This window comes from Lysinibacillus xylanilyticus, from assembly GCF_001183605.1.
GTDB classification, from domain to species: Bacteria; Bacillota; Bacilli; order Bacillales_A; family Planococcaceae; genus Lysinibacillus; species Lysinibacillus xylanilyticus.
The window spans coordinates 136,646-162,705 of record NZ_LFXJ01000013.1 but is presented as its reverse complement, the minus strand read 5'-3'; the positions used below and the strand labels follow the sequence as shown (position 1 = coordinate 162,705).

The 26,060-nt window shown below is 34.7% G+C and carries 23 protein-coding genes and 1 other RNA gene; 8 read left to right on the top strand and 16 right to left on the bottom strand.

Features of this window, described 5'->3' with window-relative positions; all coding sequences use genetic code 11:
- Nucleotides 1–212: 212 nt before the first annotated feature.
- The gene (locus ACZ11_RS23805; RefSeq protein WP_049669023.1) at nucleotides 213–515 is read right to left on the bottom strand and encodes a hypothetical protein; all 303 of its coding nucleotides are present in this window, start codon (nucleotides 513–515) and stop codon (nucleotides 213–215) included.
- Between the two features lie 5 nt (nucleotides 516–520).
- Complete coding sequence (locus tag ACZ11_RS23800) at nucleotides 521–1,396, bottom strand: phosphoribosyltransferase (RefSeq protein ID WP_049669022.1); 876 nt, start codon at nucleotides 1,394–1,396, stop codon at nucleotides 521–523.
- Nucleotides 1,397–2,168: 772 nt separating this feature from the next.
- Between ACZ11_RS23800 and ACZ11_RS23795 the strand changes: the two genes are divergently transcribed.
- The gene (locus ACZ11_RS23795) at nucleotides 2,169–4,325 is read left to right on the top strand and encodes an ATP-dependent helicase (protein WP_049669021.1); all 2,157 of its coding nucleotides are present in this window, start codon (nucleotides 2,169–2,171) and stop codon (nucleotides 4,323–4,325) included.
- Nucleotides 4,326–4,371: 46 nt separating this feature from the next.
- Here ACZ11_RS23795 and ACZ11_RS23790 read toward each other — a convergent pair whose 3' ends face one another.
- The 14 genes from ACZ11_RS23790 to secG all read right to left on the bottom strand — a co-directional run bounded on the left by ACZ11_RS23790 (nucleotide 4,372) and on the right by secG (nucleotide 17,570).
- Nucleotides 4,372–4,938, bottom strand: coding sequence for a recombinase family protein (locus ACZ11_RS23790; protein ID WP_049669020.1), 567 nt, complete (start codon nucleotides 4,936–4,938; stop codon nucleotides 4,372–4,374).
- 260 nt (nucleotides 4,939–5,198) lie between these two features.
- The gene (locus tag ACZ11_RS23785; protein ID WP_049669019.1) at nucleotides 5,199–5,858 is read right to left on the bottom strand and encodes an MAE_28990/MAE_18760 family HEPN-like nuclease; all 660 of its coding nucleotides are present in this window, start codon (nucleotides 5,856–5,858) and stop codon (nucleotides 5,199–5,201) included.
- A complete protein-coding gene (locus ACZ11_RS23780; protein ID WP_049669018.1) occupies nucleotides 5,852–6,892 on the bottom strand; it encodes a DUF262 domain-containing protein in 1,041 nt (346 codons plus the stop codon). Before ACZ11_RS23780 ends, ACZ11_RS23785 begins: the two co-directional genes overlap by 7 nt.
- A 376-nt stretch (nucleotides 6,893–7,268) precedes the next feature.
- Entirely contained in the window at nucleotides 7,269–8,735 is a 1,467-nt protein-coding gene (locus tag ACZ11_RS23775; protein ID WP_049669017.1) for a DEAD/DEAH box helicase family protein, read from the bottom strand.
- Nucleotides 8,736–8,841: 106 nt separating this feature from the next.
- A complete protein-coding gene (locus tag ACZ11_RS23770; protein ID WP_049669016.1) occupies nucleotides 8,842–9,735 on the bottom strand; it encodes a hypothetical protein in 894 nt (297 codons plus the stop codon).
- A gap of 96 nt (nucleotides 9,736–9,831) precedes the next feature.
- Nucleotides 9,832–10,152, bottom strand: coding sequence for a hypothetical protein (locus ACZ11_RS23765; RefSeq protein ID WP_049669015.1), 321 nt, complete (start codon nucleotides 10,150–10,152; stop codon nucleotides 9,832–9,834).
- Between the two features lie 83 nt (nucleotides 10,153–10,235).
- Nucleotides 10,236–10,562, bottom strand: a complete 327-nt coding sequence (locus ACZ11_RS23760) for a hypothetical protein (RefSeq protein WP_049669014.1) — start codon at nucleotides 10,560–10,562, stop codon at nucleotides 10,236–10,238.
- 308 nt (nucleotides 10,563–10,870) lie between these two features.
- Nucleotides 10,871–11,854 (bottom strand): tyrosine-type recombinase/integrase, encoded by a 984-nt coding sequence (locus tag ACZ11_RS23755; RefSeq protein ID WP_082172879.1) that lies wholly within the window; start codon nucleotides 11,852–11,854, stop codon nucleotides 10,871–10,873.
- 163 nt (nucleotides 11,855–12,017) lie between these two features.
- Nucleotides 12,018–12,373: a transfer-messenger RNA gene (gene ssrA, locus ACZ11_RS25415) on the bottom strand.
- Between the two features lie 333 nt (nucleotides 12,374–12,706).
- Nucleotides 12,707–13,174, bottom strand: coding sequence for an SsrA-binding protein SmpB (gene smpB, locus ACZ11_RS23750; protein WP_049669013.1), 468 nt, complete (start codon nucleotides 13,172–13,174; stop codon nucleotides 12,707–12,709).
- Between the two features lie 99 nt (nucleotides 13,175–13,273).
- The gene (gene rnr / locus ACZ11_RS23745) at nucleotides 13,274–15,853 is read right to left on the bottom strand and encodes a ribonuclease R (RefSeq protein WP_049669012.1); all 2,580 of its coding nucleotides are present in this window, start codon (nucleotides 15,851–15,853) and stop codon (nucleotides 13,274–13,276) included.
- Between the two features lie 37 nt (nucleotides 15,854–15,890).
- The gene (locus ACZ11_RS23740; RefSeq protein WP_049669011.1) at nucleotides 15,891–16,637 is read right to left on the bottom strand and encodes an alpha/beta hydrolase; all 747 of its coding nucleotides are present in this window, start codon (nucleotides 16,635–16,637) and stop codon (nucleotides 15,891–15,893) included.
- Between the two features lie 122 nt (nucleotides 16,638–16,759).
- The gene (locus ACZ11_RS23735; protein ID WP_134008489.1) at nucleotides 16,760–17,038 is read right to left on the bottom strand and encodes a hypothetical protein; all 279 of its coding nucleotides are present in this window, start codon (nucleotides 17,036–17,038) and stop codon (nucleotides 16,760–16,762) included.
- 304 nt (nucleotides 17,039–17,342) lie between these two features.
- Entirely contained in the window at nucleotides 17,343–17,570 is a 228-nt protein-coding gene (gene secG, locus ACZ11_RS23730) for a preprotein translocase subunit SecG (RefSeq protein ID WP_049669009.1), read from the bottom strand.
- A gap of 339 nt (nucleotides 17,571–17,909) precedes the next feature.
- On the opposite strand from secG, the gene ACZ11_RS23725 reads away from it, so the two are divergent.
- The 7 genes from ACZ11_RS23725 (at nucleotide 17,910) to dltD (ending at nucleotide 25,977) form a co-directional block, all read left to right on the top strand.
- Nucleotides 17,910–19,157, top strand: coding sequence for a transglutaminase domain-containing protein (locus tag ACZ11_RS23725; protein WP_134008486.1), 1,248 nt, complete (start codon nucleotides 17,910–17,912; stop codon nucleotides 19,155–19,157).
- Nucleotides 19,158–19,421: 264 nt separating this feature from the next.
- Entirely contained in the window at nucleotides 19,422–21,062 is a 1,641-nt protein-coding gene (locus ACZ11_RS23720) for an alkaline phosphatase (RefSeq protein ID WP_049669008.1), read from the top strand.
- 671 nt (nucleotides 21,063–21,733) lie between these two features.
- Nucleotides 21,734–21,871, top strand: coding sequence for a teichoic acid D-Ala incorporation-associated protein DltX (locus tag ACZ11_RS23715; RefSeq protein ID WP_049669007.1), 138 nt, complete (start codon nucleotides 21,734–21,736; stop codon nucleotides 21,869–21,871).
- Nucleotides 21,872–21,889: 18 nt separating this feature from the next.
- A complete protein-coding gene (gene dltA / locus ACZ11_RS23710) occupies nucleotides 21,890–23,362 on the top strand; it encodes a D-alanine--poly(phosphoribitol) ligase subunit DltA (protein ID WP_049669006.1) in 1,473 nt (490 codons plus the stop codon).
- A complete protein-coding gene (gene dltB, locus ACZ11_RS23705; RefSeq protein WP_049669005.1) occupies nucleotides 23,359–24,522 on the top strand; it encodes a D-alanyl-lipoteichoic acid biosynthesis protein DltB in 1,164 nt (387 codons plus the stop codon). The genes dltA and dltB overlap by 4 nt, the downstream gene beginning before the upstream one ends.
- A 49-nt stretch (nucleotides 24,523–24,571) precedes the next feature.
- On the top strand, nucleotides 24,572–24,805 hold the full coding sequence (gene dltC, locus ACZ11_RS23700; RefSeq protein WP_049669004.1) for a D-alanine--poly(phosphoribitol) ligase subunit 2: 234 nt from the start codon (nucleotides 24,572–24,574) through the stop codon (nucleotides 24,803–24,805).
- The gene (gene dltD, locus ACZ11_RS23695; protein WP_049669003.1) at nucleotides 24,802–25,977 is read left to right on the top strand and encodes a D-alanyl-lipoteichoic acid biosynthesis protein DltD; all 1,176 of its coding nucleotides are present in this window, start codon (nucleotides 24,802–24,804) and stop codon (nucleotides 25,975–25,977) included. Before dltC ends, dltD begins: the two co-directional genes overlap by 4 nt.
- Nucleotides 25,978–26,060: the final 83 nt, after the last annotated feature.

Sequence of the window (26,060 nt, the reverse complement as noted above, 5' to 3'; positions counted from 1 at the left end):
ATCTCCCGCAAACGACAGATTAAAGCTTCAGCTTTGATTTGGCGTTTGCGACACGTAGGCAAAGCCGGAGTGCCATTAATAGCTTTGAAATTGACCTCCGGGAAATTGAAAAGCTATTAATGACAGGCTAGAAATACAGTTCTTCTTTGCTTGGCGAAACGCCAAACATGTGATTGTTATTCACATAAGTCTAATTGGACTACTTAATTTTACTAAAATTCATCAGATAAATAAACATCATAAATACTTTTTTTTTCTTCAAGAAGATATTCACTTTGAGGACTAATAAATTTATCGATTTTTTTCTTCTTAAATTGATTATTTAGTAACCTCCATTCATTTTCACCAGCATCTGTTAATTCTATCTTGTCTGGAGAAAATGATATAAGTTCTTGTTCTATAAAATCACTAATCATTTTTGCAATCTCAGAATACTCATAGCCTTTTTTAGTTAAATTTTCTATCTTACCATTATTTTTTATTAACTGTAGTAATAACAATTTATCTTCTTCCATTATATTCACCTCGGAAACGGAGCTACCCTACCCTTTTTTTGCTTCCAAAATACTGGGAAGGTGTTATTTGGAGTTCTTATTAAAGTAATTAAAGCTTCTGAACTATCATAACCAAATTCTTCATTTTTATGTGCTTTTACTTTTTTTTCTATTGACTCCATTATAGAGATTTTTTCTGGTAATACAGTACTATCATAATAATCTGTAATACCTCTTTTAAATTTCATAGCATAAAATATTGAAATATTATTTTCATTTAAAACCCTTTCCCCTTTTTCAAGAGTTGCAATAGTTATAAGTGAAATTTTACTTTTTTTTATATTCTTTTTCTGTTCTAGATATTCTATAGCCTCTAAAGCTGTTCCTCCTGATCCGACAAAATCATCAACTAATAGTAGAATACTATCTTCTCTATTTATTAATGAGTCTGAAACTTCTAGACCTTCTGTAAAAGAAATGTTTTTACCAGCTATGTCAGGATAGGTATGTACTATACTTCTAATAAAATATTGTACTGCAGTAGAACTTTTACTTTTCCCAAAATCTTTTGGAGCTAGCAATGGAGCTATAAATATATTTTTTATTGAAACTAATTTTGTTCGATTAGTTTCAATAAAGCGTTTCAAAGCTTGAGATAAATAAACTAAATAATCATTAGCTTCTACTTTTGTAAAGTTCTCTGTTAGTTCTAATACTAAAATTTGCTCTTCTTCGGATAACATAGATAAGGCTGTACAAAATCTATTAAATAAACTAAAGTCATTATCACCATCATCTATTTCCCAAGATTTACTCAAAAAAATCGCTGTTAATTTTGCAAAAGTACTAGCTGATATACTTTCTTGCTTCTTTTTATACTTCATCAAATCACCCATCATCATCTACAAAAGCTTTTTTTACTATTATAGTATTAATATTCAATATTATTAAGAAGAATTTTTTAATGTTATCAAAAGTGGTATTAAAAAATAAAGAAGCTCGGCAGAAACCTTATTAATTAAGGCTCTGTCAAGCTTTTTAAATAGTTATTTAATTATTCCCACTCAATAGTTGCTGGAGGCTTTTATGTAATATCATACAGTAAGCTCATGAACGTTGATACATAAGGGGTTTTACCTTATTCATCAAAACAGAAAAATCCGTTCAAATCATGTTATTCTTGTCCTCAATTGTAGCTGGTGAACTCCCTGTTTACAACGTTATTATTTTAATAATAAACATGTCGTTTCGTTTTCAACATCGGTTCCCATGCGTGTATCAGGACTGGTCTATATTAGTGTATAGAACACTGATTTATCGCTAAATAGCCCCCCTCTTAATTTCTCTATATTACTCAATATAAATGAAAAACGAGATATACACTAGGCTACCTCGTTGAAATAAATCATATTAACTTCATGTTTCATATTTGTTAAAAGATTTTGATATACGATAACCGTTTGTCCGCACATAAACCTTCTAACATTCCATCTCATACTCACTTAAAAGAATGATTTTACTCTCCCATTAATCTAGTTAAATTCTTTTTTTCTTTGGTAGCATAACACTTAAAGCCTTTAATAATAAATTAAAAATTAACTATTCAAGGTAAAATTTCTATATATATAGTATTATATAACTAATCCATTTTCTATATACAGAGGTGAATAAATATTGTTTGAAAAATTTTTAAATGGACTAAATGAAAAACAACAAGAAGCTGTAACAGCTACTGAGGGTTATATTAGAGTTATCGCAGGAGCAGGTTCTGGAAAAACTAAAACATTAGTAAATCGCTATGCTTATTTAGTTGAAGCCTTAGGTATTTCTCCAAAAAACATTCTTTGTGTTACTTTTACAAATAAAGCAGCGGCTGAGATGAGAAAAAGAGTAAAAAGCCTTTTAGGTAATAGTAATGATGGTTCTTTAATTTGTACGTATCATGGCTTCTGCGTAAAAGTTTTAAGAGAAGACATCCATCATATTAACTATCCGAAAAATTTTATGATTCTTGATGAAGATGACCAAAAAGATATTTTAACAGAAGTTTACGGAGAATTAGGATTAACAATAAAATTTATGAAGTTTGATGATGTTCTGAAAGTTATAAGCCTATTTAAACGAAGTTACGGCTATGTAGAGTTATTAACAAATCCATCAGCAAAAATTGAAATACCTGCTGAAACACCTTTACTTTCAAAAGTAATCTCTTTGTATTTGAAAAAACAAAGAAAATATTTTGCACTAGATTTCCAAGATTTAATTAATTTCGTACTTTACCTATATGAACAAAAGCCAGATGTTAAACTAAAATGGCAGAATCGAATACATTATATTCAAGTAGATGAGTTTCAAGATAGTAGCGATAAACAAATAGGATTAGTGAATATATTAAGTGCTGCACATAAAAATCTTTTTGTTGTTGGCGACCCTGACCAAGCTATCTATACTTGGCGAGGTGCAAAACCTGAATATTTAGTTGATTTCGATAAAACTCACGAACCTTGTGACACTATCATCATGAATGAAAATTATCGTTCAACACCAGAAATTCTAAATCTAGGAAACTCAATTATAAAAAATAATAAAATACGAATCGATAAAGACCTTTTCACTCATAATAATAGTGGCTTAGATGTTATTCATTATCATGGGAAAAATGAATCTGAGGAAATAAAGTACATTTCAGAAACAATAAACAATCTTGTAGAACATGAACAAGTTAAATACAGTGACTTTGCCATTGTTTACAGAGCTAATTATAATTCTCGTTTTATAGAACAAGGCTTTATGAGAGCTGAAATTCCTTACACAATGTTTAGTGGATTCAAATTCTTCCAAAGAGCAGAAATCAAAGATTGTATAGCTTATTTAAAAATGATTCTATATGCAGATGATTTATCATTACTCAGAACTATTAATAATCCTAAACGTAGCTTCGGAAAAACAAAAATTAATTGGTTAAAACAGAAAGCAGAAAATGACTCTCTTTCATATTACGAAACTCTTATAAAATACCGAGAAGAACCTAGTTTCAAAAAAACAAAAATTAAACAATTCATAGATACAATTGAAAAATACAGAAGATCATATAGTAATTTAACAATTTCTGAACTTTTAAGAGGTATATTAGATGATTCTGGCTACGATGAAGAAATTCGTCTCAGTGGCGACCAAGAAAGAATTGATAATATAAGCGAATTATTGTCATCTATAATTACTTTAGAAGCTGAGTACGGAGAAAAATTAGAATTAGATGATTATTTACAACAAATTGCATTATTTAGTGACAATGACAGAGACGTAAACAAAAACTCTGTAAAACTTATGACAATCCATACGGCAAAAGGCTTAGAATTTCCTTATGTATTTTTAGTTTCCTTTAATGATGGTATATTACCTTCTTATCGTTCATTAGATAAAGGTAATGAATCTGGTTTAGAAGAAGAAAGAAGATTAGCTTACGTTGCTATTACCAGAGCTATGAAAGCATTTTATATGACTGAATCAGAAGGCTTAACAAATTACGGAAAAAGAAAGATTCCTTCTCGATTCATTTTCGAAATAAAACAAAATTTATTTAATCGTGTTGGTGTCCTTGAACAAGAATTAATAGAAGAAGCAATGGAAGCCTTTAGACAATCAAATAACGATGAAAAATTTATTAATAAAAACAAATTCAACATTGATGAAAAAATTATCCACCCTATTTTTGGTGAAGGCATTATAAAAGAAATAAATGAAACAGATAATCAATATATTATCTATTTTTCAGAGAAAGATATTACTCGACCACTTTCTATGGATTTTAAAGGATTAGCTAAAATATAAAAATACAATCCGATGCTCAAGGGTAACTATGCATCGGATTTTTAGTTTAAGACTCATTAATTATTTTATAGACAGTTGCTCTCCCAATCCCATATTCCTTTGCGATATCATTCGCACTCTCTCCTGATTCAAACAGTGTTCGAACACGCCTCTTCACCTTATCATCAATAGCTGGTCGTCCACCAATACGTCCTCGCTTCTTCGCAGCTTCTAACCCTGCTTTTGTTCTTTGTTGAATAATGTCTCGTTCAAACTCAGCAAATACAGCTAACATACCGAACATTGCTTTACCTGTAGGAGTGGTTGTATCAAATGCATCGTGAATTGAAGCAAATTCAACTCCCTTTTCTTTCAATCGATCTGTTAGCGTATAAAGTTCTTTTGTACTTCTAGCTAATCGATCTAATTTATATACAACAAACAAATCGCCATTTGTTGCTGCTTTTATCGCATGTTCAAGCTCAATACGCTTTTCTTTACGACTTGAAATTTTCTCCACATACAAAATAAGTTCTAATCCTTTTTCTTTAGCATAGCGTTCAATAGCTTGCTCTTGCATATCTAAATTTTGCTCTTCTGTACTTACACGACAATAGCCAATAACTCTCCCCATAATCCCCCTCTATTCTATTTACTTATACGTTTTATATACTTCAAATAATAGACGAGTTTATAGACAATAACAACAAAAAAATGAAGCATAAACGTTAATTTATGCTCCGTCTTCAATTTGTCTATTAAACGATGGTTTTATAAACAAATTAAATTTCAATTTCTTTTTTAGATTAAGTAGAGTTATATATCCAAAATATTCAATAAAGTAATTAAATAATAATTTAAATAAACCCTTTTAATAATAATTCCGTATAAAACTCAGTTCTTTAAATACTTTTTATTTTCCAAATAATACGAAAAAGAGCTCATTATAAAATTCAACAAAATATTGATTTCATTTACTTTTTTTACCAAATCAGCAAAAGTATATCTTCTCCCTATTTCACTGGCTCTTGTTCTACCATGCGAAATAGCATTTCGTCCTTCTGTAATTTCCGCTACAAGAATTGTATGTATATCTAAAGAATTTGAAGGATTGATCTCTATTCCGAAACTCTTGAAAATACTTTTTAATTGCTTAGTCTTTATATTCGATCCATCCGCTGGTAATAAAGAGTTATTTATCTCAACTATTTGTTCAGAATCCCATATTTCTGTAATTTCCCATGTCTTATCCCACTTTTTTGCTATTCCTGAATCCGAATAGGCTTGAAGCTTATTTTGTATAGCTATACCTTTAAAAATGTCTGCACTTTCTCTAAAAGTAATTTCCTCATCATTAATAATATTAAGAGTGTTTGTAACACAGCTGACTACTGTATATTCCAATATAGAATAAATGTTTACAATCATTAATCCTTTATTAGCATTTTCAACTTCGTTAATTTCCCTAATTGCCGAATTTCTTTCTAAAGCCTCTATCATTTTTTTTACTTCTAAAATCCTCAAATCTAATTCTCTTGAAATAGAAGTTAACATTCTTTCTCAAAATTCTCCTTAGCAAAATGTATTCTTTCACGAACTCGGCTTTTCGAATTAGTTGCTCCAGAAGTTATAGATTGCATTTGTTCACTATTCATCCAACCATTAATATCGCTTAAATTTAATTTTCCAGTATTTAAATAAGCTAATGCTGCTCCAACAGAAATAGCCTCATATAAATTTAATGGTGTCAAATTTCTAGTGCCTCTTACAATACCATTTTCTAATTTTTCAAACAGTGATTTGAAAACATATTCGAATATTTTTGTACCCTCTTCATAGTTGAAATTCTCACTAGCCTGTTTCATATAATTATTTAAAAATTTAATCACGCTATGGTCAAAATTTTGATAGTCATTTAAATACGCAAAGAAACGTAAAACTAATTCTTCTTTTGTTCCATCATTTTCTTGTTTTTTTGTCAATTTTACCACTTTTGCGAAATATTCATTTTTTGCTAACTCTTTTATAAAATTGTTAAAATTCCCTCTGAAAATACAACTTCTTATTTCTTGATCTGAAAGCTTAACTCCACCTGTATTTAACCTTTCAAATAAGTCAAACCTTACATCAACATCACTTTTATCACTTAATGTTATAACCTTTAAAGGACTATTTAATAAAAAGCTATATTGATGATTTTTAGATAATTCGGAGAATTTTTTACGATTCAATTCTGTAATCTTTTCTAAATTATCAAGAATAAGATTTTCTTTTAAATTTATTTTACCTAAAACTTCTTCAGAACCAGCAAAATGTATAATTGTACTTAACCTCTGAACTCCATCTATTAATTCCCACGTCCCGTCTGCATTCGTAGCCATAAATAAATTTGGGATAGGGATTCCTAAGAAAATAGATTCGATCAGTGAAGATTGTCTGTCTTCTTCCCATCTAAATTGCCTTTGATACTCAGGAGCAATATCAATGATACCACTTTCAAACATACTTATTAGTTCCTTAACAGAGATGTCATAGGAATTAAAATCTACTCTCCTTTTTTGCTCCTGTAATTGTTCATCTAATGTCATTAAGCACACCTCTTCTTTTTACTTTTCATATAACTATTATTTTACCTTATTTTACACAAAATAAATCCATATTTTTATTTTTCAAACCCTATCGTCTCGTTAAAATATAACAAGACCACATGAATGATGCACATGTGGTCAAATTTGGTGTCTCTATATAATAATACTCTCATCATTTTTATCCTTCATTAGAAAATCACATCTTGGGGACGCTGCGGTTTTTGAATTGTTTTATCTCCCGCTTCGCTCCCGATAAATTCAATTCGAAAAACACGCTTTTCGTCCGTCCCCAAACCCCTCGACGAGCGCATATTTTTTTCTCTTGGTCAAATTTGGTGTCCCTATATATAATTACACACAACATTTTTAACCACTCTCATTTTGGCATTTGAATGATTCTCCATGCTGTTTTATATCGTTTTCCATCCTTTTTAGCGTCATGTTGATAAACACGATAAGAAGCTTCTTTCTTGGTTAGCTGCTCATTTATCTTCCTAAAGCTCTTTATAATGCGACCATTTACTTTCAGATTTAATTTTTCAGCAAATGCCTGTTTCTCCTCATTGCTATAAAAAATTAATCTTTCAGTAAATCCCTCTTCTAAAGCTAAACGTGTTTGTGGTTCCAAATAAGCATCCATTGAAATGCTTCCTTCTTTCCCAAATATCTCAACAATAAATTGACGATACCCGCCAGCCATTTCTTGAATATCATTAAGTCTCTTATATTTATACTTATTGCTATCAAAAAGAAGTTGATTTACACCAATTTTATAAAGTCCGTTGGGGAGTGGTTCGTAATAAACTAACTGATAAGGATCAGGTTCACGATAAAACTCTCGATCATATTCTTCTTGGGTATGTTCTTCAAGAAACTTGGCGTGTTTCATACGAGTGGTTATGTTCCCTTTATCATAACCTAATCGCCCATTCGAACGATTCTTCACCACTAAATGCACATAATCAGCTTCTGCATCTCTTATTCGCTTTCTTCCCACACACTGAACCAACACATCAGGATCAGCTATATCTACTATAATAAAGTGCAAGTCATCATCAATAATATTTACTCCTGCATCAAGTGTTTGTGTTGTGAATAAGAATAGGTCATCAAAGCGTTGGTTCTTTAAAAATTGCTCCCTTTTCTCTTCATCTACATACTTATATTTACTATGACTTTTACCGCATATAAACATACTATGCTCCTCAAACTGCTTATAAAGCTCATAGCAATCATTAGCTGATTCAATAAAGATTAGAGCTTTTTCTCCATTCTCTACTCGTTTTTTTAATCCATCAATGATGAGCTGATCATCTTCATAAAACTCCAATGTTTTAACATAATCATAGTTAGCTGGCAAAACATATTCTTTTGGAGTAATCGATTTACGATTATGCAAATATTCTTTAATAAACTCATTTGTAGCACTCATTAGCACTACAACTCGTTCATCTGTTTCTTCAATAATTTCATTGAGTGATAAGTCAGTGTATTTATTGAATAAAGAATCATTACCAAAATAATGATATTCATCACAAATAATAAATTCATACAACCAAAGATCAAGCTGATTTTGACGGATGATTGCCTTCTCAAAGCTCTGATATGTGATTAATTCAATTACATCATTTTTCCCTTCAGCAGCAATCTCAGCTTCAAATTGTTCTAATGTATTGGTTCGATGAAGAAAGAACAAAATTCGCTTGCCTTTGCTTTTTGCATGGTCATAAAGTTTATTTTTTACGAAATGGCTTTTCCCATTTCCTGTACCAGCGGAAATGGTGATAATGTCTCCTCTTTGCCATTCTAAGTATTCTTGTTGAATACATTCTGTAACATTCATGTTGTAACCTCCATTTTATTAAGGATTCGAGGGCTAAATGAATAGCCCTTTAGCAAAAAATAACCCTTAATTTATTCAGAAAATTCAGTAATTAATATTTAGGTTTCTACTTATCTTTAGTAGCATAGTGGCTAGCCCTAAGCTCCTCAGCCTTTTTATTCCAGAGCTCAATTGCAGACTTCCCTTTGAGTTGCTTCACTTTTTCATTGTAAGCTTTGTCTTCCCCCAGTAGTCTTGTATATGAATCAATATCTTCCAAAATAGAAATAATTGATTCTAATATTGAAGATTTCTTATCTTCATCAACTGCTTGTTTTAAGAATCTTATCTGAGAAGCTAGAAAGCGTTGCTCAATTTTTAAATGTTCTATAAAAGATGCTTCGATTGCTGATGTAACGATCTTCAAGTTTGCTACATTTCCATCAAAAATAAATATTCCCGATTCAAGTGCTTCCTCAAATTGTTGTTTAGTTAATCCATAAGTTTGACGAAGGACATCCTTATTCCTAAATTCTTCTCTTTCTATATAGCCCCCATTGGCATTGTGGATTTGAACTACATAATACGGTTTATGAACATCATCATGCGCTAAATGTAGCAACCAAAATACACTACTAGATGTATAATGTTGTTCTCTACGATGTAGTTCATATTTATCAATACCATCTGCAAATGCTAATTTTGTTCGGACATAAAAGTGATCGTGATTATCTACAAAATAAGCAAATGCTGCTTCAATTACATTTTGGTAAAGCACCTCAACATCTTTATATGCTCCAGTACCAGCTCTCTTAAATTCTCCAAATATTCTACCGATAGTTGCTTCAACCATTGGTAAATCTTCAAACTCACAAGCACCGATTTCATATAATTTAATTGCATTACTTCGGTTATCCTTTTTGCTCTCCAAAGTTACAGAATTATAATAATCCTGAACCTTCTTTGAATGATGCTTAATAATAATTCCTTTTAATCGGTGATTTCCTGCGATATTTCCCATGTAAATCTCTCTTTTCTAAGTTGTATTTTATTAAAGTAAAATGGAGATTTTACTCTCCAATTTACTTTAATTGAATGTTGCATTAATGCCTTATATTTACGGAAGTTCTAACGTTACTTCATTTAAATGATCTTCTTCCATCTCAGCATCTTCAATAGATTCATCTTTAAAATACATAAATAAAATCTCTTCTTCAGTTGCCTCCATTACTTTAATTACTTCTTTCATAAGTACAACAACTTCATCAAAGTTATCGGAATTATCCCAATAGCAAAAAATCAATTCCTTAAATTTATTTACTAAACGGTGACGATAAGCTTTCGTCAATCCATCGTCTATTAACATCTTTTGAAGTTCCAAAAACTCCATTTCATCCGCAGTCTGTTCTGCTGAATTTACATCAATAATTTTCTCCATACAATTCCCTCACTTTTAACCTACTAAAAAAATATAATTAGTAGGTTTTATATTTGAAATATCTTATTGTTCACTACATTTAACTATAGTGTTTTATGGTAGGAACTAAATTTACGCTTTGATAACATCAGATCAAAGACAGTTTTTGCGTAGCTCATCTCTTCTTCATGAAAGCGTTCTTTAGTCGACTTCAATAGATCATCTAATAATTGAGCTTTCGAAGCTTTCTCGTAATAAGCACGTTCATTCATCAATTCAGAAATTTTTTCATCGAATAATTCATCTCTTATGTCTGCAAGCAATAATTGTTGTATTTTATTTTCAATATCTACAATTGCATAAGCTTGAAACTTTCGAATTACTAAATCAGTAAACCAACTTTTTCGGATCTTATAGAACTCTTCAGTCATTTATTTTCACCTCCATAACATTATTATTATTTTACAAATTAAGTGATGGAAGAACTTCCAATTCAATATTATAAAACTAATATTAATACAAGAATATCAAAAAATCAACAAAAATATAATACTTTAAGACTAAGTATAGAGAACACTTATACTTTTTAATAGTTAAAAAGACTCACTTACAAATTAATGATATTCAAATTTGTTATTTATAAAATATTAGATAATAAGGGAACTGTCGTTTGATTTCAATAAAAAATGCCTACATCTCAGAGACAAACTAATTCTAAGACATAGACAGTTATTTTAATTTATAGATACTCCCTCAAATCTTTCGCAACTTCCTCAACATCTAAATCTAAGTAGTATGTGGTTACATCAAGTGAGCTGTGTCCAAGAGCCTTTGATATTAATGCAACGCTAGCTCCATTGTCATAGAGATTCTTTGCATAGGCTCTCCTAATAGCATGAGCATTAATGTTTTTTAATCTAAATCGCTTTGAGTATTTACACAATTGCTTCGAGATAGCGTTGTTAGATGATTTACTTGAGTTCATCGGTAAACCATTTTGAGTAATAAACACATGACTGTTATCCGTACCATAATATTCTCGAATACCCTTATTTAGTTTCAACAGCATTTGTAACATATCCGCAAGCTCCTGAGTAATAGGCAATTTGAGGAACTTATGATTTTTTAAAGTAGAGCCATCAAGACTCAAGCATAGATTCTCAAAATCAATATGACGCTCTCTAAGTTCACCTAACGTGCGAATACGAATACCTGTCTTATACATTAATGTGACCGCACAAGCGTCCCTAAAGCCAATGAACGTGGTCTTATCAATCAATTGTAGTAAGCGGTCTATATCAGAATCCTTCGCACCCTTTTTGACCTCTTTATCAATCTTAATCTGAATGTTGCTCCAAAATCGTTCTTTTATCCAACCATTATTATGGAATTTGCTTAATACGGCTTTTGTTGATTTCAAGCGAATCAACTTAGTACGTTGGCTTACATCAAGTGAACCTAAGTAATTGTAAATACTATCAATGTTGATTTCCTCTACATACTCAATGTTATTCATCTCCACAAACTGATTAAAGATATAGGAATAACTCTCAATTGTACGTGGTCTATTCCCAGCTACCCTCATTTGATTAAAAATTGTTTCTAATGCTTCTGCTATTGGTTTACTTGTCACTTTCTGCTGTTGCACTTCCTCCGCCTGAATCATCTCTACTGCTTCATTAGAAACAGCAAAAATACCATGCTTTCTTTTTCTGTTAGACAAACAAAAAACCTCCCAATCAATTTGATTAGAAGGTCTAAGAATAAGCTAAAATATGTCATTTTTCCGTAGGGATAAGAAAAGGGATATTCAACAAGAGTTCAACTCCCGTTCAATATCCCTAATCGTGAAAATCGTTGATATGACTACGTTTGTAGCCATTTTTGTATGGAGACGGCGGGAGTCGAACCCGCGTCCAGAAACTCCAATACTTCAGCTTCTACGCGTGTAGTTTGCCTATTTACAATTCACGTAACATTATGCCGACAAACAGGCGTCCTGTACGCTAATCTGGAAATCTCTTGCCGGTGACTCAGATGGCACCACCGACCGTATCCCACTAAAGTTGGGCCCTACGTTCTCTACATGGGCGATAGAGAGGCAGAGCGCTTAAGAGCTTACGCTGCGAAAGCTAAGTTTTGTTGTTTGCCAGTTATTATATAACTTCCGTTGATGACGGAGCCGAGACCTCCGACGCGCGACTAAAGCTTGAACCATCCCTGTCGAATCCGTAACGTCCCCTTGAATATGAATCGAAGCACGTGGCCTCGTTCAAGTAAAGGAGCTAGAATTTCTTCTAGTACGGTGGGAGCTAAAAGTACGCTTCCAAGTAATCTGGCATTCAGTAATACATATTATAAAACAAATTTAGCTATAGTTCAAGTGTCCCGCTATGATAGAAAAAATTGGCTAGCCCACAATGATTTTCTTATTTCATAATCATCAATTATGCCTCGTCATAGTTACGTCCGGGATCGGCTTTGTGCTTGCAGAAAGCACTCCACCACTTTAGCTATTCTATCCGTCCAAATATAAAAGCTCACCATCAAAAATAGTGAGCTTTTTAATAATCTATTAATCTTGATTTTTTGCTTTGAAGGCGCGTTCCATGTCGCGTTTTGCTTCTTTTTTGCGCATATCGTTACGTTTGTCGTAATCTTTTTTACCTTTGCCGACGCCGATTAAGAGTTTGGCGTAGCCATCTTTAATGTACATTTTTAATGGGACGATTGTGTAGCCGTCACGTTTTACGGCACCGACTAGCTCGCCGATTTGCTTTTTATGAAGCAGTAGCTTGCGGGCGCGCAGTGGGTCATGGTTAAAGCGGTTGCCTTGTTCGAATGAGCTAACATGCATATTGTTGATCCATGCTTCGCCGCTGCGGATTTGTACATAGGATTCTTTTAGTTGAACCCTTCCTGCACGGATGGATTTAATTTCTGTGCCTGTTAGCACCATGCCCGCTTCGATTGTTTCTTCAATGAAGTAGTCGTGCCCGGCTTTTTTGTTTTGTGCTAATACTTTGCCAGTACCTTTTGCCATATTACTCACCCTCTACTTAAAGGATAGCAGGGATACCTGCTTTATTATTGATTAAGCGAAAGCACCCTTAAAGCGCTTGTTGGTGCTTTCGCCTTTCTATTATTTACGTTTTGGTTTTTTCTTTTTGTTTTTCTTAGCGACGCCCTCGTAGAACTTTTGCTTTTGCTTCACGCCTTTTTTAGGGCCTGGGCTTGAGCCTTCTTTGCGGCGTCCTCGTGGATCACGGTCGTTTTCACGTCGCTCTCCTTGTCCGCTTCGACCTTCTTCATTGCGGCCACTGCGACTGCCACGTCCGCCTCGCTCTTCTTCGTTGCGACCACCACGACTGACACTTCCGCCTCGCACTTCCTCGTTGCGACCACTGCGACTGCCACGTCCGCCTCGTTCTTCTTCGTTGCGACCACCGCGACTGCCACGTCCGCCTCGCGCTTCCTCGTTGCGACCACCTTTGCGGCCATTACGACCATCTTTGTTGTCGCTGTAATTTTTGCGTGCGTGAATAACAGTAGGTGCTGCTTTTCGAGTTCGTCCATAAGACGTTACCATTCCGACGATTTCAAAGTCAATTGATGACTCCTCAATAATAACATTTGCTACACGAACTGTAACTTCATCACCAATACGGAATTGACGATTTGTACGTTCACCAATCATAATCATTTGACGATCATCAAAGCGGTAGTAGTCATCTGTCATATTGCTAATATGGACAAGTCCTTCAATCGTGTTTGGCAGCTCCACGAAAATCCCGAAGTTTGTAATTGATGAGACGATACCTTCAAACTCTTCACCAATTTTATCGGACATATATTGTGCTTTTTTCAGTGCGTCCGTGTCACGCTCTGCATCGACAGCTCGGCGTTCACGTTCTGACGTATGGTCAGCGATTTCATCCATCGCCATACTCCACTGTGCAACTGTTTCTTTTGATGTATCTTTATTAATTAAATACGTACGAATTAAACGATGGACGATTAAGTCTGGATAACGTCGAATTGGTGACGTAAAGTGTGTATAGAAATCAGTTGATAAACCAAAGTGACCTAAGCTTTCAGGGTAATATTTTGCCTGTTGCATTGAGCGTAGAAGCATTGTTGAAATAACAGGCTCCTCTGGCATGCCTTCAATGGCCTTTAATACATCCTGTAGCGCTTTAGGGTGCACTGTGTTTCCTGTACCTTTGATTAAAATACCGAAATTCGTGACAAATTCAAAGAAGCGTTGTAGCTTTTCTGGCTTTGGATCCTCGTGAATACGGTAAAGGAACGGTACATTCATCCAGTGGAAATGCTCTGCTACTGTTTCATTGGCAGCTAGCATGAAATCTTCAATTAACTTTTCAGCTACTGTACGTTCACGTATTTCAATATCTACTGGCCAACCATCTTCGTCCACGATCACTTTAGATTCTTTAAAGTCAAAGTCAATTGCACCACGCATTGCACGTTTAGTACGTAAAATGTTAGATAGCTCAGCCATATGTTTAAACATTGGTACTAGTGGCTCATAGCGGGCAATTAGCTCTGCGTCCTGCTCCTCTAAAATTTTGTAAACGTCTCTATATGTCATACGCTCAGTTGTTTTAATGACACTTTGGAAAATTTCATGTGAAATCACATTACCATTTGCATCAATAATCATTTCACAAGACAGTACTAGTCGATCAACCTGTGGATTTAATGAACAGATACCATTCGATAATCTATGAGGAATCATTGGAATAACGCGGTCTGTTAAATATACACTCGTCGCACGATCATAAGCTTCAATATCTATTACAGAGCCTTGTGTTACATAATAACTAACATCTGCAATATGTACGCCAAGTTTATAAGTACCGTCTACATTTTTCGTTACGGTTACAGCATCATCCAAGTCCTTCGCGTCTGCTCCATCGATTGTCACAATCGTTTCGTGGCGTAAATCACGGCGGCCCTCTAAATCTGCCTCTGTAATTTCATCTGGCACACGTTGCGCAGCAGCAACCACTTCTTCTGGGAATTCAGGTGGAATATCGTGCTTATATAAAATAGATAAAATGTCCACACCTGGATCATTTTTGTGTCCTAAAATTTTAGTAATATAGCCTGTTGCTGATTTTAAATCTTCTGGCCAAGTAGCAATCTCAACGACAACCTTGTGTCCGTCAACAGCTCCTAACGTATCTCCCTTAGCAATGAAAATGTCCATCGGTAGTTTTTTATCATCTAAAACAACAAAGCCAAAGCCTCGATTTGCTTGGAACGTTCCAACAAAACTCGTTTGTCCACGCTCTACTACCTTTGTCACCGTACCTTCACGACGATCACCGAACGATTCCTTTAACACACGTATTAAAACTATATCGCCGTTAATTGCACCATTTACTTCATGCGGTGGAATGAAAACATCATCCATTCCCTCAATATCAGGTGCCACAAAGCCAAAGCCTTTCGCGTGCCCGATAAATTTGCCTCGAAGTAAATTCATGCGCTCTGGTAGGCCATAACGATTGGAGCGAGAACGCACAAGTAAGCCTTGCCCCTCCATACGTACTAACGTTTTCACTAATTCTTTAAATTCGTCAGCATCTTTAAAACCAAATACATCCTCGATTTCGCCAACGGTTAATGGTTTATATTCTTCTTCACTGAAAAAATCGAGTAAACGACTTTGTAGTGTATCTTTCTGGTCTTTCATAATTTCCCTCCTTCATGAGAAAATACTAATTATATTTTTATTGTGCCCAATTTAAGCTTTCTAAAAAGCGATAAATATCTTCATGTAACTGATCTTTTTCTTGATCTAACGTAATAACATGTTTTGAGTTTTCATACCACTTGATATGTTTTTCAAGTGACTCAGTTTGATTATATATAATGTTGGCAGATTCTGTCTCAATTACCTCATCATTTGTCGCCTGTACGACAAAAATTGGTGCATAAATCATGTCAATTTCTTGACGAGTCCGAGCAATAAATTCTCGCAAATCTTGGAGAGATGGCATGCCCTTTTCAGCAATTAATGCAACCTCAGCATCGATTTGTTCCTCGTCTTTACCTTGGAACTTTTTATAGTCCCTTGCATATTTTAGTACACCTTGAAACATAACATCAGTTGTACGCATCGTCATTGGGGAACACATTGTCACAATACCTTTAACTGGGTTATTAAGCGCAACGTTCAAAGCCATCACACCACCCAATGACAAGCCAGCAACAACGATTTCCTCATAGCCCGCATCCTGCAGCTGTTTATACGCGGCTACGACATCCTGCCACCAATCAGCAGGACCAGTTGTAATAAGTTCCTCAGGTTCCACACCGTGACCTTTATAATGAGGTGCTAATGTAGTATACCCTTTTTTCTCTAAAAATCTACCAAGCATCCGCACATCCGCCGAGCTTCCCGTAAACCCATGCAATAACAAAACTGCTCTAGGCCCTGCCTGAAAGAAAAAAGGCTGTGATAACGATTTTTTCATTGCGAGCTCTCCTTCATTCAAATACATACTATTACCATTATAGCCATACTGAAGCTTCCTCAAAAGCTTTGGCGATTGTTACTTTTTTTATGAGGTTTTATTGGTTAATTTGAAGGGTCTTTTTAGCATTTTGATGGTCTTTCTGGAATTTTGAGGATACTATCCGTCGCTTTGGGGATTCTATCCATCATTTTGGTTCTTCTATCCACGATTTTGATGGTTCTATCCACGACTTCGGGGATTCTATCCACGATTTTGGCTCTTCTATCCACGATTTTGGCTCTTCTATCCATCATTTTGGCTCTTCTATCCACGACTTCGGGAATTCTATCCACGATTTTGGCTCTTCTATCCACGACTTTGAGAATTCTATCCACGATTTTGAGAATTCTATCCATCATTTTGGTTCTTCTATCCACGACTTCGGGGATTCTAACCACGATTTTGATGGTTCTATCCACGATTTTGAGAATTCTATCCATCATTTTGCGATTCGCGGGTATTTGACTTCCTTCCGCGAGTATTCGCCATGCTTTCGCGAGTATTTCCCTGCCCCGCGCGAGTATTCGCTTCGCTTCCGCGGGTATCTCCCTACTCCGCGCGGGTATTCACTTTACTGAACTAACTATGTATTGACATCCAAATAATTAGTACCATAAAAGAAAACGCCCAACCAGTAAAGGTTAGGCGATATATCTTCAACTATTAGATTTTTGTAATAGCGAGTGCTAAAATAAAGAATAATATTGCTAACACAATTGTTGCACGGTGAAGGATTAAATCCATTCCGCGTGCTTTTTGCTTTCCAAATAGTTGTTCAGCTCCACCCGAGATGGCACCTGACAAGCCTGCACTTTTACTAGATTGAAGTAATACTGCAACGATTAACGCTATTGATACGATAACTAATGAAACTAATACTACTGTATGCATTCACTGCACCTCCCGAACTTCGAACATCACAACATATCATATTATAACAAAAAAAGGTTCCCTTGACAAACTGAGATTAATAAACGTCCTCATTTTTCCTCTATCAGTTAGTTTTTCTATTAAATTAGCATACCACACATCTACCATATTATCCTATAATAGTTAAAAATATATTTATCACTAAAATTTTAAAACATATGCCATTCATATAAATTGGTAGAATGGGTACCGGGCAACTCCTTGGGGATTAGTGGCACATCGGACGCCACCAGGAAAAGCGCAGAAATCACCCGCACGTTTTAGTGATAAATTTAAAATGTAATTATAATGGGAGGAATTATGAAAAAGAGTATATTGCTGATTTTTTTATTTATTATTCTAAGCATGCTTAGCGCTTGCTCAGCTGCTATCAAGGTCGTCGAAGTATTAGTACAAGATGAGCCTGAATTACAAGAGGAACCTGAATCTATGAATCTCAAGGAGCCTACTAGTAAAGCTCCATCAGTTGAGTTTGCTGCGGAGGATCTTTTTTCAACGACATTATTTAAAGAAGATCCTGCTTTGCTTCAATTTTCAAAAAAAGTTGAGAAACATATATCAACATTTGATCCAAACTTTACAGTAATGTATAGAGGCAATTTAGATTGGGCTACATTTGAAAAACAACTATATGATATTTATAACATAATTAATTTCGTAAATCCTTACACAGCAGGATATGTCGAAGATTTAGGCTGGGAAGTATGGGAAGTAAATGATGGTTACGAGGTAGAGTTTGATTTTACATATTTAACTGACTCCAAGAAGGAAAAGAAAATTGATGCTTTTGTGCAGGAATTTGCAAATACGTTTATTACAAATGACATGGATGATTTTCATCGTGCTAAAGCCGTTAATGACTTTGTAGTACAACTAGCCACTTATTCAGGTGAAGATGCGTCTGAGGGACAATCCGTTTATGAATTAATCAGTAAAGAAACTGGTGTTTGCCAAGCTTATGCATTATTAGCCTATCGTTTATTTTTGGCGGCCGGTATTGATGCTAAATATGTATATGGCTATAGCGATAATCAGCTTCATGCATGGAATTTAGTCAATGTTAATGGTGATTGGTATCATGTTGACACGACTTGGAATGATGTTAATCCTGATGAACCATATGCTATTTCCTACGCATATTTTTTAGTGAATGACGAGAAACTAAGTGAAGATCATATTTGGGCAAATGAGAACTATTTTGCTGCTACAAGTAATGCGTACGATTTTATGCATGATATGTGGTACGCAGATACTGTTGGCAACGTTATTTATTATAATAGCATGATCGATAACATGGTATACGCCTATGATTTAGCAGCAAAACAAAACAGACAAGTTACTGAAACATCTTGCTATTACTTGGCGGCTGTTGACGATGCGATTTATTGCAGTGATTATGATAATGCCGGCTTTTTAACAAAAATATTTATTAACGATGGCTCAGAAGAAGTGTTATTAGAGGAAGAGGTTCTAAACTTGTTCATTAATGATAAAGGGGCTTTATTATACGAAACCATTGACGGTGAAAAACATTCACAAAATTTATAGCCCATGCTTCCATCCCAATAAATAGTAAATCAGATTCTATTTTCACATTCAGTCTTTAGTTTTCGTGAAGACCAGGCGACTCCTTTGGTATCAGGTCACAGATGAGCCTGAAGGAAAGCGCCTAGTCGGAACGGAATCAACCCCACGCATTGGTTATATATACCAAATTTAACAATACCAACACAATATCATAACAATTAATTCATCGTAGCTTTACAACCTTCCTTTACACTTACTTGTGAATTGACCTTAAGGAGGAAAGACATGAAACACTCAAAAAAATGGAGTTCATTGTTGTTAGCAAGTGCAATTGCTTTATCGTCGATTAGTATCGGTCAGCCGCAAGTACAAGCTGCTCAAGTAAAGAAGCCAACAAATGTGATTATGCTCGTGATGGATGGTAGTAGTAATAATGCCGTTACACTTTCTCGTTGGTATAAAGGTCAAAGTTTAGCGATGGATGAAATTTTATCAGGGGGCGTGCGTACATACTCTGCCGATTCAGCCATTACTGATTCAGCTCCTGCCGCTACTGCGTTAGCAACTGGCCATAAATCAAATGATAAATTTGTAGGTGTGTTACCGTCTGTTATTAATTCACCAGGGTTAAAGCAAATTGCGAAAGAAGATGCTTTTAGACCTGTAGCCAATGTTTTAGAAGGGGCTAAACAAAAGGGCAAGGCGACTGGATTGATTTCTACTTCGGAAATTCAGCATGCCACACCAGCAGGCTTTTCTGCACATGTTAATAATAGAAGCCAATATGATAACATCGCTGAGCAGCAAGTTTATCAAAACATTGATATCGTATTAGGTGGTGGCTTTGAGTCTATGGCACCCGGCACAACTAAAAATGCTCGTAAAGATGGCGAGAATTTAGTGGATGTTCTTAAGGAAGAAAATTATGACATCGTTAAAACTCGTGATGAGCTCTTTAAAAGTAAATCGTCAAAAATTTGGGGAAGCTTTGCTCCAAGTGCTCTTGCCTACGATTTTGATCGTGCCAAAACAAAAGCATCTGAGCCAACTCTTGCTGAGATGACTAGTAAAGCTATTGATACGCTCAAAAAGGATGAAGATGGTTTCTTCTTATTTGTAGAAGGCAGTAAAGTGGACTGGGCTGCTCATGCGAATGACACAATTGGCATGATTAGTGATATCTTATCTTTTGATGCTGCAGTCAAGGAAGCGATTGATTTTGCAAAAAAAGATGGCAATACTATGGTCATTGCTGTTACAGACCACGGTAATAGTGGGATTACAATGGGTAATGCTAACACGACAAGTACTTATTCCAACACACCTGTTTCTGCCTATATCGATCCTCTAAAGAAAGCTAAAATGACAGTTGAAGGTGCGCTAAGCCAATTAAAAGAAGATAAATCGAATATTGTAGAAGTCGCTGCACTTTATGGATTAGATGATCTATCTGTGGACGAGCTTGCAACATTACAATCAGCTAAAGACCCCGGTGAAAAAATGGTAAAAATGCTTGCCAACCGTGCTAATATTGGCTTTACAACTGGTGGGCATACTGGTGATGATGTGTTTTTATATTCATTCGGTCCATCTAAAATTACAGGTCTTGTAGAAAACACGGATTTAGCACATGCTATGGCAAAGTTTATGGGCTTCGATTTAAATAAGCTTACAGATGATTTATATATACCGGCAACAAAAGCATTCACTGAAAAAGGCTACACATCTAAAATAGACTTAGCTGATAAAGAAAACCCTAAATTTATTGCACAAAAAAATAATGTAACCGTTACAATCCCAGTTAATAAGAACATTTTAATATACGAACAAGACAAGACAGCAAAAACACATACCTTTGACACAATCAATGTCTACAACGGTACTGAATTTTATGTTTCTAAAAAAGTTTTAAATGTAATCAAATAAGGGCTTTAACGAAGAATTATTGTCCACAAGCTTTTGCTGTATTTTAAGGTGGTTAAAGTGGGATAAAAATAAGGGTGCTATCATAAGTTGAGATGTTTAACTTGATGGTGGCACTTTTCTTTTTGCTCAAATTTGTTTTTGCGACAGTCCTCAAAAGATACCACTTTCATCATCTGCTTAACATTTTTGCAGCTTCTATTTTGGTTATCCCCTTCTGCATCTCGCCATATTTATACCAATATTTTTCGTTCAATTTACTTTGATTTTACTTTCATTAATTATGCTTAATGTAACGAGAAAATCGATGTTTCGAATGTCCTATAACGAAATTTAAGAATTTCTTAAGTACCAATGAAGCGGAAAATCAGCGATAATAAAGGTGATTATAATTTTAGTAAAATACAGTTGGGGTGAAATACAGAGTCTTTAAAGTTCATTTTTCCCCTTCATTTTAGTTACGTTTTCCTAAACCTTAATTTTACCTTAAATTAATCTTATGATTTTATGAATAACAAGAAATTTAGCAACATTTTTATCTACAATCCGTCAAAACAGTGTTAAAAATTATTAGGGTGTAAAATTAATTTTTAGAAAAAACTTGAAAAAATATCTATTTATTTATATATTTACAAGGTTATAATCTTTTTTCATTTTTAATCGGAGGTGGACATATGCAATCCATTAAAAATAATGAGGTTTTACGTTTTATAGGCTTTACGTTATTTTACTTCATCATTTTAGTGCTCTTGTTTCTCATCCATGGCTTCCATGATATGAACGCAGGACCATTTATATATACGGAATTTTAAGAAAAGGAGATATAAACTATGTTAAGTATTTTAGAGGCTATTCAAAAAGTGGCACAACAGCATCCACATAAAACTGCATATCAAACCAATAGTGATTCCTTAACGTATGGTGAGCTTTGGCATCTTTCTGATTGTGTAGCACAATATTTAATGGCTCTTGATTTAAAAAGACAACAGCCTATCGTCGTCTACGGGCATATGTCCCCTTTACAAATCGTTGCCTTTTTAGGAGCTGTAAAGGCAGGTCATCCATATGTACCGGTTGACTCTTCTACACCGTCTGAAAGGTTACAAATTATAATAGAAGCATCTCAATCTTGCTTGCTACTAAAAACTGAAGAATTAAGCTTGAATCAATCAGTTCCTGTAGTGGAAGTAAGTGATTTAGTGGCTCAAGCAACTAGCATTGCTACAGAACCTTCAACATGGGTTAAAGATCAAGAAATTCATTATATTATTTACACATCTGGTTCTACTGGAAAGCCAAAAGGTGTTCAAATTACAGCCGATAATTTAGCACATTTTGTTGCTTGGATGCATGAACATTTCCCATTACAGGAGTCTGGTGTGTTTCTAAATCAAGCGCCTTATTCCTTTGATTTATCTGTGATGGATTTATATCCTGCACTCGTTAGTGGGCAAACACTTTACGCTATTACACAAGAGCAAATTGCTAATCCAAAAGCGTTATTTGAGTCATTAGCTTCATCTGGTATTCGCGTTTGGACTTCGACACCTTCCTTTGCGAAGATATGTTTAATGAACAAGGAATGGGATCAAGCGTTAATGCCTTCGTTAAATACGTTTTTATTCTGCGGAGAGGTTTTACCAGTATCAGTATCTAAAGAATTAATGCAGCGCTTCCCACAAGCTTCTATTTTTAATTTATACGGTCCTACAGAAACAACCGTTGCCGTATCTTATGTAGAAGTAACAAATGAGCTTTTAGAGCAGTTTGACCAATTACCAATCGCCCCTCTATCTGAGCCTAATCTATCGTTGCAAGAAGATGGCGAGATTATTATTTCAGGACCGACTGTAAGTGCGGGATATCTTGGTGCGCCTGATCTAACACTTAAAGCGTTTCCTACAATAGGGGATCAACGTATTTATAAAACTGGGGACGTTGGTTATGAAAAAGATGGCTATTTATTCTTTTCTGGCCGAAAAGATTTCCAGGTAAAACTGCACGGTTATCGTTTAGAAATCGAGGAAATTGAAAAGCAAATTGGCAATCTTCCACCTGTTTCTAGCTGTGTTGTTATACCTATTTCAAAAGGTGATGAGATTGTTTCACTAAGTGCATTTGTTGTTCTTCGCGAGCCATTGACAGACTCTGCCTTCAAAATGACGAAGCAGCTTAAAGCATTGTTAGCGGAGTATTTACCATCTTATATGATTCCGAAAACGTTCAAATACATTGACACTTTACCTTTAAATACTAATGGTAAAGTTGATCGTAAAGGATTGGCGGTTATGGAAACAGTATGACGCCTTATGGAAATATAGTTTTTTTCATCATCATTGGTATTCTGTTAATGCCAACCATTATTTTAGGACTACGTGGGAAATCAGCTAAACGCTACAATATCTTTATTTCGATTGTCGTGTTAGCTCTTATTTTTGGTAACTCCCTTAATGGCTCAATTTCGCTTATACTATTTACAGTATTTCAGATATTATTAATTATCGTTTATCAAAAATATCGATTACAGAAGAATAGCACGTCCGTATTCGTAATTGCTGTATTGCTGTCCATTTTGCCACTTGTACTTGTGAAGGTTCTGCCAATGCTTGGCCTTCATCATTTATTTGGATTTTTAGGGGTATCCTATATTACATTTAAATCGGTACAAATGATTTTAGAAACACGTGATGGCTTAATTAAGGATAAAATTTCAGCAGTTGAGCTTGCTTATTTCTTACTGTTCTTCCCAACAGTATCTTCGGGACCTATTGATCGTTGGAGACGCTTTTATAAAGATTTGCACACAGTGCCGTCTGGTCAAGACTATCAAAAACTACTGTTAAGTGGGATAAATTGTATATTTTTAGGCTTTTTATATAAATTTATTTTGGCTTATTTAATTTACAATTACACGCTTATTTATTTACCAAGTCAAACGTATAACTATTTGACACCTTTTCAAGGGCAAATAGCGTATATGTATATGTATAGTTTTTATTTATTTTTCGATTTTGCAGGTTATAGTGCTTTTGCTGTTGGTGTCAGTCGCATTATGGGTGTTCAAACGCCAATTAACTTTAACCGTCCATTCTCGAGTCGCAATATTAAAGACTTTTGGAATCGTTGGCATATGAGTCTTTCATTCTGGTTCAGGGATTATGTTTATATGCGCTTCGTGCTTTGGATGACAAAGAAAAAATGGATTAAAAACAAATATACAGTTTCTTATCTTGGCTTCTTTTTACTGTTCTTTTTAATGGGTATTTGGCACGGATTAGAATTACACTATGTTGTCTATGGTCTCTACCATGCCTTATTAATTATTTCCTTTGATAAATTTGAACGTTGGAATAAAAAGCGCAAGATTTGGCCGAAAAATAAATGGACTCACGCAATTGGCGTATTTATCACATTTAACGCAATTTGCTTTGGTTTCTATATTTTTTCAGGAACATTATTATAATAAACGGCTCTGTAATAACGCAGCCTAAACACTAAAGGAGATTTATATTATGGATAAACAACAAGTATTAGAAATGTTAGTAGAGTTATGCGAGGACGATATCATTTTAGAAAACCAAGATATCGATTTATTTGAAGAAGGACTTCTTGATTCATTCGGTACAATTAATTTATTAGTGGAAATTGAAAGCCGCTTTAATATCTCAGTACCAATTACTGATTTCAACCGTGAGGAATGGAACACGCCAAATCGTATTGCAGCGGAATTAGCTGAAAGACAATGATTAAGAAAGGCTTTCTATCATTATTAGTTGCTTTTGCTCTTTTTGCCGCCTTTATATTCTTCCCTAATTCCTGGATACAAGCTTGGATTTCAGATAAAGATGTAGAGCAAGCAAAGACTAGTATGTCTCCGTTAGTGTTCCAAGGGATGTACTTCCAAGAGCGGATGTTGCAGGAGCCTAATGCTATGCCTTTATACGGCTCCTCAGAATTAAACCGTTTTGATCCTTTCCACCCTTATAATTATGCTCGAGCAACAAATGCTCCGTATACGACATTTATGGTCGGGCGTGGTGGAATGCAGTCTATTACACACTTTTTAAATTTTGCTGCACAGGAAAAGAATTTAAAGGATAAGAAAATTGTTTTCATCATTTCTCCACAATGGTTTACGAAAAAGGGAATGAATGAATTACATTTTTCTCCTAACTATTCGATGTTGCACGCTTATGATTTAGCATACAATAAGGACATTGACGAAGATCTTCGAAATCGAGGAATGAAACGCCTGCTTGAATTTGATACTGTAAACCGCGATGACCTGCTAAGAACAATTTATGAATATAAATTATCTGGTGGTAAGAAAAAACCAATCATCGGGCGACTTGCAATGATGGCCGGTCATGTCCAAAAGGCACTTTTAGAGAAAAAAGATTTGTATTACTCTCTATTCCCTCGAGAGGGAAGTAAGTTAAAGAGCAATGACAAACTAGTTGCAGATCAAACGTTTGAGCAACAACTACAAAATGCCGAAAAATATGGCGAAAAACGTGTTTCCAATGATTTAATGATTGAAAACAAATTTTATAAACGTCTTGTAAATGCTAATATTAAAAAGTTTGAAGGAATGCGCAAAAAAGAAGATTATACGACTTCACCTGAATATGAGGATTTACAGCTTGTAATTGATATTTTAAAAGATGCTGGTGCAAAGCCTCTATTCGTTTCTATTCCAGTAAACGGTCATTGGTATGACTACACTGAATATCCTGCTGATCGTCGTGAAAAATATTACGAAAAAATGAACCAGATATTGACTGATAATGGTGTACCATTTGTTGATTTCTCAGGCCATGACTATGATCCTTATTTCATTATGGATACGATTCATATTGCATGGAAGGGCTGGGTATATCTAGACCAAGAGCTAGACAAATATTGGGCACAGAAATAATAGTGCATGGTTCTCGTTAAATGAACGTAGAGACAGTCTAAAGTGTTAATCACTGAAGACTGTCTCTTTTTTTATGTGGATTA